Source organism: Pseudomonas brassicacearum, from assembly GCF_009601685.2.
Lineage (GTDB): Bacteria > Pseudomonadota > Gammaproteobacteria > Pseudomonadales > Pseudomonadaceae > Aquipseudomonas > Aquipseudomonas kilonensis_B.
Genome location: NZ_CP045701.2, coordinates 5,404,266 through 5,416,665 on the forward strand (window position 1 = coordinate 5,404,266; position 12,400 = coordinate 5,416,665).

The following is a 12,400-nucleotide window of genomic DNA, read 5'->3' on the forward strand; positions in this document are numbered from 1 at the left end:
TATTAAGAGTAAGATTTTTTTGGTATTAGGAATTGCGTCTGCCAGTGATTCTGGCAGGAAGGGAAAAGGTGGAGAGTCGATCTGTAAGCCGGGTTCTGTCTTGAACAGTCATTCATCTACGATGGCCATCACTGGACATCTTTAGCAACCTACCCGGTCCCAGCGCGGGCCACGCCTTGGGACCCTATTTGGTCTTGCTCCAAGTGGGGTTTACCTAGCCACGAACTGTTGCCAGCCGTGCGGTGCGCTCTTACCGCACCTTTTCACCCTTACCGGCGCCGAAGCGCTTAGGCGGTTATTTTCTGTGGCACTTTCCGTAGGCTCACGCCTCCCAGGCATTACCTGGCACTTCGCCCTATGGAGCCCGGACTTTCCTCCCCCCCCTAATTCTCATAGAGGGCAGCGACTGTCCGATCGACTCTCCGCCGCGAAGGTTAACGGCAGAGCGCTTGAAGAACAAGCGCTAAAAGCCTTTGGCCTGCCCCGCACCTTGGTTTCACTGACCTTTCTGTTTTTCCAGCGCGACCTGGTACAGCACATTCTTGCGCTCGCCAGTGATCTGGGCCGCAAGGGCCGCGGCACGCTTGAGTGGCATTTCCTCGAGCAGCAGGTTCAGGATGCGCATCGCTTCGCTGCTGACAGCGTCTTCACTTTCCGGCGCTGTCCACCCAGCCACCAGCACAACACATTCACCGCGCTGCTGGTTGCTGTCGCTTTCGACGAAGGCTCGCAGCTCCGCCAACGGCAACCCCTTGAGGGTTTCAAACGTCTTGGTCAACTCACGAGCCAACAACGCCGGACGCTCAGGGCCGAACACCTGCTCCATGTCTTGCAGGCATTCAAGGATGCGGTGCGGCGCCTCATAGAAGATCAGCGTGCGCGGCTCTTCCTTTATAGCCTCCAGGCGCGCCCGTCGCCCCACCGCCTTGGCCGGCAGGAAACCTTCGAAGATGAAACGGTCCGACGGCAGGCCTGCCGCCGACAGCGCCGCGATCAATGCACAAGCCCCCGGCACCGGCACCACGCTGATGCCCGCCGCCCGAGCCTGACGCACCAGATGATAGCCAGGGTCGGAAATCAGCGGCGTACCGGCATCGGAAATCAGCGCGACGTTATCGCCCGCCAGCAGCCGGGTAATGAAACGACTGCCTTCATCCCGTTCATTGTGTTCGTGACAGGCTGCCAACGGCGTGGAAATGCCGAAATGCTGCAGCAGGCGCTGGGAGTGGCGCGTGTCTTCAGCTGCGATCAACGCAACCTCCTGCAGGATTTTCAGCGCCCGGGCACTGATATCGTCCAGGTTGCCGATGGGCGTCGCCACCACATAAAGCGAGCCGGCAGCGGAATTCAAAGCACCTGGAGCAGTCAAAACGCGCACCTCATGATCGGTAAAAACCGCCATTGTAGCGTGTAGCGGCGGCCTCGGCTGTTCGCGGTAAACTTGCTTGCGCTCATCCGTGCCTGTAGGAGCTGACGAGTGAAGCGAGGCTGCGATCTTTCCCCAGCCACTTGAATCTCAAGCGAAAGATCAAAAGATCGCAGACTGCGCCAGCGCCTACCGAGCCCAGCGGAGGTTTGCGCCCTCGCCACAAAGGCTCAATACCCGGTCTTTTGTGCTACGCCGCACTCTTTGAAATACCTAAATTGATCGATTCACACCACTAACATCGCGCCCCGGCCAGTGCTTGGGTACAATTCGACGCTAATTTGATCTCGTATCAGGAACACTTACATGATCGCTTGCCTGCGGCTGCTCTCCGCCCTCTGCCTCGCCGCCCTCCTGGCGGCCTGCGCCAGCTCGCCCTCGTCCAGCCTTGGCGAACTTCCACGCACCCCGGATGCCAGTATCGAGCAATTGCTCGAACAGGCCACTCAAAGCAAAGACCCGGAAAAAGCCGCCCTGCTGCGCCTGAGCGCTGCCGACCTGGCCTATCGCCAGGGCAACGCCGGCCAGTCCGCACAGATCCTGCAACAAGTGCCGATGGAACAACTCAAGCCCGGCCAGCAGATTTTCGCCAGCACGCTGTCGGCTGAACTGGCGATGACCCGCAACCAACCCAAGGCGGCACTGACCGCCCTGAGCCACCCGAGCCTGCAACACTTGAGCGAAATGCCGGTGGAGCAGCAGGTTCGCACCGGTACCGTCCGCGCCCGCGCCCTGGAGGCCGATGGCCAGACCCTGGCCGCCGCCAAGGAGCGCATTTTCATCGCGCCCTTGCTGGAGAACGACGCCGCGGCGAAAAACCACGAAACCATCTGGTCGTTGATCGCCTCGCTGCCCACCGACCATCTGCAGCCAAGCGCCAACGACGACCTTGGCGGCTGGCTGAGCCTGGCCCTGGTCGTCAAGACAGCCGGCACCCTGGAACAACAGCAGGCGGCCATCGACCACTGGCGCGAACAGAACCCGAAGCACCCCGCTGCCCTGCAACTGCCGACACCGCTGGTCAAGCTCAAGGAACTGGCGAGCCAGCCGCTGAGCAAGATCGCCCTGCTGCTGCCGCAAAATGGCCAGCTGGCGGCGGTTGCCAGGGCCTTGCGTGAGGGCTTCATGGCCGCGCACTACCAGGCCCAGCAGGCCGGACAGAAGCCGCCAAGCATCCAGTTCTACGACAGCTCCAGCCTGAGCTCCATGGACGAGTTCTATCGCAAGGCCCAGGCCGACGGCGTGCAACTGGTGGTCGGACCGCTGGAAAAACCACTGGTCAAGCAGATCAGCACCCGCCCGCAACTGCCGATTACCACCCTGGCTCTGAATTACAGCGAAGGCGAACAAGGGCCATCGCAACTGTTCCAGTTCGGCCTGGCACCCGAGGATGAAGCCCGCGAAGTCTCCCGTCGCGCCCGCGCCGATGGCCTGCATCGCGCTGCCGCCATGGTACCCAAGGGTGAATGGGGCGATCGTGTCCTGAAAGCCTTTAGCCAGGACTGGCAGGCCAATGGCGGCACCATCATCGCAATCGAACGGGTCGACCAGCCGGTGCAACTGGCCCAGCAGATCGCCGACATGTTCCAGCTGCGCCAGAGCGAAGGTCGCGCCAAGAGCCTGCAAAACACCGTCGGCACCACGGTCGCGGCCCAACCGTCCCGTCGCCAGGACATCGAGTTCATTTTCCTGGCCTCGACGCCGCAACAGGCACAGCAGATCAAGCCGACCCTGAACTTCCAGTACGCAGGTGATGTGCCAGTCTACGCGACGTCTTCAGTGTTCAGCGCCAGCGGCGACCAGAACCAGTACAACGACATGAGCGGTATCCGCTTCTGCGAAACCCCGTGGCTGCTCGACGCCAATGACCCGCTGCGCAAGCAAGTCACCGCCCAGTGGCCCCAGGCAGGTGGCAGCCTGGGCCGGTTGTACGCGATGGGGGTAGACGCCTATCGCCTGGCGCCGCGCCTGGGCCAGCTCAAGACGCTGCCGGACAGCCGCATCGAGGGCCTGTCGGGTAGCCTGGCAGTGTCTTCGACCCAGCGTGTACAGCGTCAACTGCCTTGGGCCGAGTTCGTCAACGGCCAGGTGCAGCGTCTACCGGATACCCAGCGCTGATGCCTGACCGATCACGCCAGCAAAGCGGACGGGATGCCGAGGGCCAGGCCCTCGCGCATCTCCAGCAACAAGGCCTGCGGCTGGTGGCGCAGAACTGGTTGTGCAAACGCGGCGAGCTTGATCTGGTCATGCTTGACGGCGATACAGTAGTATTCGTCGAGGTCCGCTACAGAAAAAACACTCAATGGGGTGGCGCGCTCGACAGCATTGACGAGCGCAAGCGCCAGAAGCTGGTTTTCGCCGCGCAGTATTTCCTGCAAAGCGAGCCTCGCTGGGCCGATCATCCCTGCCGCTTCGACGTGGTTGCCATCGACAGCAACGCCGCTCAGTTGAACTGGCTGCAGAACGCCTTCGACAGTTGAGCGCCCATGCCGAGCCGGACACCTTCACATAAACTTTTTTGCTCTTTGCTTTGCGCGCCGCACATGTTTGTGCCGATAAGCCGCGCTACTTAAGGTCACACAGATGGACATGCAATCGCGAATTCGCCAGCTTTTTCAGGCCAGTATCGACACCAAGCAACAGGCGATGGACGTACTTGCACCGCACATCGAGCAAGCCAGCCAAGTGATGGTCAACGCCTTGCTCAACGAGGGCAAGATGCTTTCGTGCGGCAATGGTGGTTCGGCCGGCGACGCCCAGCACTTTTCTTCAGAACTGCTCAACCGCTTCGAGCGCGAACGCCCGAGCCTGCCGGCGATCGCCCTGACCACCGACAGCTCGACAATCACCTCGATCGCCAACGACTACAGCTATAACGAGGTATTCTCCAAACAGATCCGCGCCCTGGGCCAACCCGGCGATGTACTGCTGGCGATTTCCACCAGCGGCAACTCGGCCAATATTATTCAAGCGATCCAGGCCGCACATGATCGCGAAATGATTGTCGTAGCATTGACCGGTCGTGACGGCGGCGGCATGGCGTCCCTGCTATTGCCAGAAGACGTCGAGATCCGCGTACCGGCCAATGTCACCGCACGTATCCAGGAAGTCCACCTGCTGGCGATCCACTGCCTTTGCGACTTGATCGACAGCCAACTGTTCGGGAGTGAAGAATGACCCCTAATCGCCTAGGCCTGCTGGCCCTGACCCTATGCCTCGGCATCAGCGGCTGCACATCGGTGGTTAACGCCAGCCGGGAAAAGCCGATTGAAGATGACCGCGGCACCCGCACGTTCGGCAGCAAGATCGACGACTCCCTGATTGAAACCAAGGTAGGCGTGAACATCGCCAAGGCCGACCCGGACCTGGACAACAACTCGCACATCGTCGTCACCAGTTTCAACGGCGTCGTATTGCTGGCCGGCCAGACTCCACGCGCCGACCTCAAGGCCAAGGCCGAACAGGAAGCCAGCGCCGTGCAACGGGTCAAGACCGTGCATAACGAACTGCAAGTCCTGCAACCTTCCTCGCTGCTGGCACGCCAGAACGATGCCTGGTTGACCACGAAGATCAAGACCCAGATGCTCACCGACGCCAGTATTCCCGGCTCGCGCATCAAGGTTGTGACCGAGAATGGCATTGTCTATTTGCTGGGTCTGTTGACCAAGAAAGAGGCTGCGCAGGCGACTAACCTGGTGCAGGGTGTGTCCGGGGTGCAGAAAATCGTCAAGTTGTTTGAGTACATTGACTGATATAAATGCAGGTACAAGAACGGCGCTTTTTCCTGGAAAGAAAGGCGCCGTTTTTTTATCGCTTCGTTTTGGTTGGTTGGTTGGTTCGTTGGTTGGTTGGTGTGTATATCCGTTGCTGCGGTAACGGCCGCTTAGGGTTCCGCCCTGACGGCGGCTCACTTTTGAGAAGCCCGGAAGCCGGCCCAGTCAAAAGTAAGCAAAACGCTCATGCCCCACCACTCGGCACCTCGCCTAGGCTCGGCATGCCTGAACGAAGGCATTGCTCCTTCAGCCAGCGTGGTTAACGGGGCGCCCGAGATCAACGTCCACCACGAGGCGGCCTTAGAGCCGACCTGCTTCTTGATGGGGACCGCGTTTCTCCTGTGGGAAACTGGGCGTATATGAATTTTATGTCTGCTGAAATCCCGTGTGGGAGCGAGCTTGCTCGCGATGGCGGTGGTTCAGTCACATGGATGCTGGGCTTGCCGGCCTCATCGCGAGCAAGCTCGCTCCCACAGGGATTCTGTGCTGGATATAAATTTTGTGTCCGCTGAAGATTGAATGTGGGAGCTTGCTCGCGATGGCGGCGTTACAGTCGATGATGATGTTGGATGTGCTGGCCTCTTCGCGAGCAAGCTTTGCTCCCACAGGTCTGACAGGTGTACGACCAGAAGAGCCAGGTCGGCTCTAAGGCCGCCTCGCGGTGGACGTTGATCTCGGCGCCCCGTTAACCACGCTGGCCGAACGCAGGCATTGCGCAGTGGGCACACGGAGCAATGCCGGAGTGAGGGCATGCCGAGCCTAAGCGAGGCACCAAGTGGTGGGGCAAAGCGCTTTTGCTTACTTTTGGCTGGTCCGGCTCCCGGCTCTTCCAAAAGTGAGCCGCTGTAAGAGCGGAACCGCCAGTAGCCATTACCGCAGAAACGGATATACACACCAACCATGACACAAAAAAAATGCCCGCATCTCACGATAGGGGCATTTTCTTAACCAAGTTACCAAGCTTTCAAACAGCCTGTATCTGGCACATATCTAACTACTTCACCACCTTCAAACTCGGCCGCCCACTAGGGCGCGGTGGCTCGTCATCAGGTGGTGGCAAGTCATCATCCGGCTCGAACTCTTCTTCACCATCGAGCGGCGCTTCCAGCTCAAACACCATGCCCTGGCCATTCTCCCGGGCATAAATCCCCAAGATCGCGGCAATAGGCACGTACAGGGTGTGTGGCACACCACCGAAGCGACCTTCGAAGCTGACGGCATCGTTATCCATGTGCAAGTGACGCACAGCGGCTGGCGACACGTTCAAGACAATCTGCCCGTCATTGGCAAAACCCTGCGGCACCTGCACCGATGGATACTCGGCGTTGACCAGCATGTGCGGGGTGCAATCGTTGTCCACAATCCACTCGTAGAGCGCGCGGACCAGATAAGGTCGACTGGAGTTCATAGCGGCTCCCTAAGCCTTAGCGCATGTCGCGTTCGACACCAGACAGACTCGCCTGGAAAGCCTCACGCGCGAATTGGCGCTCCATATAATCAAGCAGCGGCTTGGCAGGCCGCGGCAGTTCGATACCCAGAATTGGCAAACGCCAGAGTATGGGCAATAGGCAGCAATCCACCAGACTTTGTTCCTCACTGAGGAAAAACGGCTTGTCGACGAATAGCGGCGATACGCCAGTCAGGCTTTCACGCAATTCCTTGCGCGCCACGACCCGCGCCGGCTCCTTGGTCCGGGAATCCAGGATCAGATCCACCAACCCGCACCAGTCACGCTGGATGCGATGGATCAGCAAACGGCTGTTGGCACGTGCAACAGGGTACACCGGCAGTAAAGGTGGATGCGGATAACGCTCATCCAGATATTCCATCACCACGGTCGACTCCCACAACGCCAGGTCACGATCGACCAGCGTGGGCAGGCTGCCGTAAGGGTTCACCTCGATCAGCTTCGGCGGCTGACGGCCCGCTTCGACGTAAATGATCTCGGCGCTGACACCCTTCTCTGCCAGTACGATGCGTACCCGGTGGGAATAGTGGTCGGCGGGGTCGGAGTAACAGGCCAACCGATTGGTCACGCCCATGGCGATCCTCCTCGCTTGTTGAAATTATCGAAAAACGGAAAAACGAGCGCGCCCAGAGGGCGTCTCCCGTAACACCTGGCTGACCAGGCTCGTTACATTTCTAGAGACGCCCTTGGGCGCGCACGATTAACAGCAACGGCTTACAGCTTTATCAATGCACGTCTTTCCAGTATTCACGCTTGAGCAGGTAAGCGAATACGAAGAAGAACGCCAGGTACAGCAATACATAGGTACCGATGCGCTGATGCTCCAGCTTCACCGGGTTGGCCGAGTAGGCCAGGAAGGTCACCAGGTTCTTGACCTTCTCGTCGAACTGCTCCGGCGTCAGGCTGCCAGTGTTCGGCACAATGGTCAGCTGATCGCAGGCTTCATGCGTCAAAGCGGTGCCAGTCAGCGGATCGAATTGCTTTTTGCCGTCCTCGACGATCTGAACCTGTTTGCAGCCTACCACTTGGCGCCCTTGGAGGCCGACCAGTACGTTAGGCATGCCGACGTTCGGGAAGACCTTGTTGTTCACGCCCCATGGACGTGCAGGATCTTCGTAGAACGAACGCAGGTAACCATAGAGCCAGTCCGTCCCACGCACACGAGCGACCAGGGTCAGGTCCGGCGGCGCGGCACCGAACCAGGTCTTGGCGTCCGCAGGTTGCATGCCGATCTCCATGTGATCACCGATTTTGGCACCCGTGAATATCAGATGGCTCTGCATGAGATCTGCGGGGATATCCAAATCTTTGGCTACGCGCTCATAGCGCTGGAACTTCGTGCTGTGACAGCCCATGCAATAGTTGGCAAATGTACGCGCACCATCTTGCAAGGCGACCTTATCAGCGACGTCAATTTCAACCTTTTCAAGCTCAGGCTCAAGCGTGTTGGCAAAAGAGACAGCAGGAAGCACAGCCAGAATCAAAACTGCAAATAACTTTTTCATCAGCCAGTCACCCTTTCCGGAACCGGTTTGGTCTTCTCGAGCCTGGTGTAGAACGGCATCAGAATGAAATAGGCGAAATACAGGAACGTGCAGACCTGCGAGAGCAGCGTACGCCCCGGCGTCGGTGCCAGTACCCCGAGCACACCCAGGATCACGAACGAGATGCAGAATACCCAGAGCCAGATCTTGCTCAGCCAGCCTTTGTAGCGCATCGACTTGACCGGACTGCGATCCAGCCACGGCAGGACGAACAGCACGGCGATGGCTGCGCCCATGGCAATAACGCCCATCAGCTTGTCCGGAATTGCCCGAAGGATCGCGTAGAACGGCGTGAAATACCAAACTGGAGCAATATGCGCAGGCGTCTTGAACGCATTCGCCTGCTCGAAGTTCGGCTTCTCCAGGAAATAACCGCCCATTTCCGGGAAGAAGAACACGATGGAGCAGAAAATGAACAGGAAGACCACCACGCCGACGATATCTTTCACGGTGTAGTACGGGTGGAAGGCGATGCCGTCCAGCGGTACGCCGTTCTCGTCCTTGTGCTTCTTGATGTCCACGCCATCCGGGTTGTTCGACCCGACTTCGTGCAAGGCCAGGATGTGCAACACCACCAGGCCAAGGATCACGATCGGCAGTGCGACCACGTGCAAGGCGAAGAAGCGGTTCAGGGTAATGCCCGAGATCAGGTAGTCACCACGAATCCACTGGGTCAGGTCGTCACCGATGACCGGGATCGCACCGAACAGCGAGATGATCACCTGAGCCCCCCAGTAGGACATCTGGCCCCACGGCAGCAGGTAGCCCATGAAGGCCTCGGCCATCAGCGCCAGGTAGATCAGCATGCCGAAGACCCACACCAGCTCACGAGGCTTCTGGTACGAACCGTAGAGCAGGCCACGGAACATGTGCAGGTAGACCACGATGAAGAACGCCGAAGCGCCGGTGGAGTGCAGCAGACGCAGGATCGAGCCGTACTCGACGTCGCGCATGATGTATTCGACGGAGGCAAACGCTTCTTCGGCCGACGGGGTGTAGCTCATGGTCAGCCAGACACCGGTAACGATCTGGTTGACCAGAACGAGCAGCGCCAGGGAGCCAAAAAAGTAGAAGAAGTTGAAGTTCTTTGGGGCGTAATACTTGCTGAGATGGTCTTCCCACATTTTGGTCGCGGGAAAGCGCGCATCAACCCAATCCATGAATTTGCTCATCACGCTTTCTCCGTATCGACGCCGATGACAATGATGTCGTCGGTCTCATAGGAATGCGGGGGAACTGGCAGGTTCAGAGGTGCAGGCTGCGACTTGTAGACGCGACCGGCCAGGTCATAGTGGGAGCCGTGGCAAGGGCAGAAATAACCACCGACCCAGTCCTTGCCCAAATCAGCAGGGGCCACTTCAGGGCGGAACGTTGGCGAGCAACCCAGATGCGTACAAATTCCGATCAACAGCAGGAATTCCGGCTTGATCGAACGCGTTTCAGGATTGACGTATTCCGGTTGGACCGAGTTCTTGGAGGTCGGGTCGGACAACTGACCCTCGATCTTTTTCAGATTCCCCAGGATTTCCTCTGTACGGCGGACGATGAACACCGGCTGGCCGCGCCACTCAGCAATCATCTGCTGGCCTGGCTCGATCTTGCTGACATTCACTTTCACCGGTGCACCTGCGGCTTTCGCCTTGGCACTGGGAAACCATGACCCCACGAACGGGACCGCAGCCCCCACCGCTCCTGCAGCACCCACCACGGATGTGGCTGCTACCAGGAAGCGACGCCGGCCTGCATTCACGCCGTCATTGCTCATTCAGTCCTCTCCCATCAGCTTTGTGGCCTGTTAGATCAGGCGTCTACTAAGTAAAAATCTGAACTTATAAAAATTTTGCCGAATGGTAATGAAAAGCCCCAATTCTGACAAGGTAATTACCATGCGGCCAAACCGCCAAGCCTTGTAGTATAGGGCCTCTACGAATGTGGCAAGTTGTCACAGAGCAATTCTTTTGCCCATAAAAAAACGCCCAGCTCCGTGAGGAACTGGGCGCCTTTTGAAAGCGGAAGCGAAATTAACGCTTCGAGTACTGCGGACGCTTACGCGCTTTACGCAGACCGACTTTCTTACGTTCAACTTCGCGAGCATCGCGAGTTACGAAGCCGGCTTTGCGCAGAGCACCACGCAGAGTCTCGTCGTAATCCATCAGGGCGCGAGTGATGCCGTGGCGGATTGCGCCAGCTTGACCACTTACACCACCACCGATAACAGTGACGTAGATGTCGAATTTTTCGACGGTCTCGGTCAGTTCCAGCGGCTGACGAACTACCATGCGGGCAGTTTCGCGGCCGAAGAAGTTATCCAGGGAGCGGTTGTTGATGGAGATGTTACCAGTGCCCGGACGCAGGAAAACGCGTGCGGTTGCAGTCTTGCGACGGCCAGTGCCGTAATTTTGAGTCGCCGACATAATGAACTATTCCGTTAAAACTTCAGTTCTTGGGGCTGCTGAGCAGTATGAGGGTGAGCAGCGCCCGCATAAACCTTCAGCTTACGATACATGTCGCGACCCAGTGGGTTCTTAGGCAGCATGCCTTTAACCGCGGTCTCGATCACGCGCTCAGGGGCTTTGGCGATCAGCTTTTCGAAGTTGATCGACTTGATGCCGCCAGGAAAACCGGAGTGGGAGTAGTACATTTTGTCAGTGGTTTTAGCGCCAGTAACACGTACTTGCTCAGCGTTGATCACGACGATGTAGTCACCGGTGTCAACGTGAGGGGTGTACTCAGGCTTGTGCTTGCCACGCAGACGGCTCGCGATTTCGGTGGCCAGACGACCCAGGGTCTGACCAGCAGCGTCGACGACAAACCAGTCGCGCTTTACTGTTTCCGGTTTAGCAGTAAAAGTTTTCATTCTTTATAGCCTCAGGGGCCGCCCTGTAAATTAGACGGCGGATCTTACTGAATAGTGCGTACTTTGACAAGTCAAAGGCAGCCGGATACAGACGCTTTCGGGGGCTCGGGTCGGCGCGTCCGTTCAACGGCAAGATTCTTCGGCGGCGGCGCATCACTTCCACTGCAGAAAGAGGTGCGCAATTATGCAGATTGCGAAAAATATTTCAACCTGCTTTTATGATTGTTTTGCCCAAGGAGTTCCCGATGGACTATCGCCCGCTAGGCCGTACCGACCTGAACGTGAGTGCCCTGTGCCTCGGAACCATGACCTGGGGTGAGCAGAACAGCGAGGCCGAGGCCTTCGCCCAGATCGAGCGCGCCAAGGGTGCCGGCATCAATTTCATCGACACCGCCGAGATGTACCCGGTGCCACCGAAGGCCGAAACCTACGCCACCACCGAACGCTACATCGGCAATTACTTCAAGAGCCGCGGCGACCGTGCCGACTGGATCCTGGCGAGCAAGATAGCCGGTCCCGGCAATACCATCGACTACATCCGCGACAAGAACCTCAAACACAACCGCCGCCACATCGTCGAAGCCGTGGACGCCAGCCTCAAGCGCCTGCAGACCGACTGGATCGATCTTTACCAGCTGCATTGGCCGGAGCGCAGCACCAACTTCTTTGGTCAACTGGGCTACCAGCACAAGGCCGACGAAACGTTTACCCCGCTGGAGGAGACCCTCGAAGCCCTGGACGAGCAGGTCCGCGCCGGCAAGATCCGCCATATCGGCCTGTCCAACGAAACGCCGTGGGGCACCATGAAATTCCTCGCCCTGGCCGAAGCCCGTGGCTGGCCTCGGGCGGTGTCGATCCAGAACCCGTACAACCTGCTCAACCGCAGCTTCGAGATCGGCCTGTCGGAAATCGCCATTCGCGAACAATGCGGACTGCTGGCTTACTCGCCACTGGCATTTGGCTTCCTGTCGGGCAAATACGAAAACGGCGCACGGCCAGCCAAGGGTCGCCTGACGCTGTACAGCCGCTTCATGCGCTACTTCAACCCACAATCGGAAGCGGCCTGCAGCCGTTATGTGGCCCTGGCCCGCGAACATGGCCTGGACCCGGCGCAGATGGCCCTGGCGTTCGTCACTCGGCAGCCGTTCGTGACCAGCAACATCATTGGCGCCACCACGCTGGAGCAACTGGACAGCAACATCGCCAGCTTCGACCTGAAACTGTCGGATGAAGTGCTGGCGGGGATCGAGGCGATTCACAAGGATCAACCGAACCCGGCGCCTTGATCCATAGGCCTCATCGCGAGCAAGCTCGCTCCCACATGGGTTCGAT

At 58.6% G+C, this 12,400-nt stretch carries 13 protein-coding genes and 1 other RNA gene; 5 read left to right on the forward strand and 9 right to left on the reverse strand.

Going from position 1 to position 12,400, the window contains the following annotated elements:
* Window positions 1–68: 68 nt before the first annotated feature.
* An RNA gene (gene rnpB, locus GFU70_RS23305) (RNase P RNA component class A) lies at window positions 69–422 on the reverse strand.
* Window positions 423–496: 74 nt separating this feature from the next.
* Window positions 497–1,402: a 16S rRNA (cytidine(1402)-2'-O)-methyltransferase gene (gene rsmI, locus GFU70_RS23310; RefSeq protein WP_165826006.1), complete on the reverse strand. Its 906-nt coding sequence runs from the start codon at window positions 1,400–1,402 to the stop codon at window positions 497–499.
* A 330-nt stretch (window positions 1,403–1,732) separates the two neighbouring features.
* Here rsmI and GFU70_RS23315 point away from each other — a divergent pair, with 330 nt between their 5' ends.
* The 4 genes from GFU70_RS23315 to GFU70_RS23330 all read left to right on the forward strand — a co-directional run bounded on the left by GFU70_RS23315 (window position 1,733) and on the right by GFU70_RS23330 (window position 5,178).
* Window positions 1,733–3,544: a penicillin-binding protein activator gene (locus GFU70_RS23315; RefSeq protein ID WP_153388876.1), complete on the forward strand. Its 1,812-nt coding sequence runs from the start codon at window positions 1,733–1,735 to the stop codon at window positions 3,542–3,544.
* Complete coding sequence (locus GFU70_RS23320) at window positions 3,544–3,906, forward strand: YraN family protein (protein ID WP_058545587.1); 363 nt, start codon at window positions 3,544–3,546, stop codon at window positions 3,904–3,906. The genes GFU70_RS23315 and GFU70_RS23320 overlap by 1 nt, the downstream gene beginning before the upstream one ends.
* A 103-nt stretch (window positions 3,907–4,009) precedes the next feature.
* Window positions 4,010–4,603: a phosphoheptose isomerase gene (locus tag GFU70_RS23325; protein ID WP_007928463.1), complete on the forward strand. Its 594-nt coding sequence runs from the start codon at window positions 4,010–4,012 to the stop codon at window positions 4,601–4,603.
* Window positions 4,600–5,178 (forward strand): BON domain-containing protein, encoded by a 579-nt coding sequence (locus GFU70_RS23330; RefSeq protein ID WP_003178201.1) that lies wholly within the window; start codon window positions 4,600–4,602, stop codon window positions 5,176–5,178. Before GFU70_RS23325 ends, GFU70_RS23330 begins: the two co-directional genes overlap by 4 nt.
* Before the next feature lie 1,015 nt (window positions 5,179–6,193).
* On the opposite strand, the gene GFU70_RS23335 is transcribed toward GFU70_RS23330, so the two are convergent.
* From GFU70_RS23335 to rplM, 7 genes are all read right to left on the reverse strand, one after another.
* A complete protein-coding gene (locus tag GFU70_RS23335) occupies window positions 6,194–6,607 on the reverse strand; it encodes a ClpXP protease specificity-enhancing factor (protein WP_058545586.1) in 414 nt (137 codons plus the stop codon).
* A gap of 16 nt (window positions 6,608–6,623) precedes the next feature.
* Window positions 6,624–7,241 carry a glutathione S-transferase N-terminal domain-containing protein gene (locus tag GFU70_RS23340; RefSeq protein ID WP_003178195.1) on the reverse strand — a complete coding sequence of 206 codons (618 nt, stop codon included), beginning with the start codon at window positions 7,239–7,241 and terminating at the stop codon, window positions 6,624–6,626.
* 151 nt (window positions 7,242–7,392) lie between these two features.
* On the reverse strand, window positions 7,393–8,172 hold the full coding sequence (locus GFU70_RS23345) for a cytochrome c1 (RefSeq protein ID WP_058545585.1): 780 nt from the start codon (window positions 8,170–8,172) through the stop codon (window positions 7,393–7,395).
* A complete protein-coding gene (locus tag GFU70_RS23350; RefSeq protein WP_058545584.1) occupies window positions 8,172–9,383 on the reverse strand; it encodes a cytochrome b in 1,212 nt (403 codons plus the stop codon). The genes GFU70_RS23345 and GFU70_RS23350 overlap by 1 nt, the downstream gene beginning before the upstream one ends.
* On the reverse strand, window positions 9,383–9,976 hold the full coding sequence (gene petA / locus GFU70_RS23355; protein WP_153388877.1) for a ubiquinol-cytochrome c reductase iron-sulfur subunit: 594 nt from the start codon (window positions 9,974–9,976) through the stop codon (window positions 9,383–9,385). Before petA ends, GFU70_RS23350 begins: the two co-directional genes overlap by 1 nt.
* A 256-nt stretch (window positions 9,977–10,232) precedes the next feature.
* Window positions 10,233–10,625 carry a 30S ribosomal protein S9 gene (rpsI, locus tag GFU70_RS23360; RefSeq protein ID WP_003205364.1) on the reverse strand — a complete coding sequence of 131 codons (393 nt, stop codon included), beginning with the start codon at window positions 10,623–10,625 and terminating at the stop codon, window positions 10,233–10,235.
* A gap of 14 nt (window positions 10,626–10,639) precedes the next feature.
* Window positions 10,640–11,068 (reverse strand): 50S ribosomal protein L13, encoded by a 429-nt coding sequence (rplM, locus tag GFU70_RS23365; protein WP_003205365.1) that lies wholly within the window; start codon window positions 11,066–11,068, stop codon window positions 10,640–10,642.
* A gap of 245 nt (window positions 11,069–11,313) precedes the next feature.
* Here rplM and GFU70_RS23370 point away from each other — a divergent pair, with 245 nt between their 5' ends.
* Complete coding sequence (locus GFU70_RS23370; protein ID WP_058545582.1) at window positions 11,314–12,354, forward strand: NADP(H)-dependent aldo-keto reductase; 1,041 nt, start codon at window positions 11,314–11,316, stop codon at window positions 12,352–12,354.
* Window positions 12,355–12,400 lie beyond the last annotated feature (46 nt).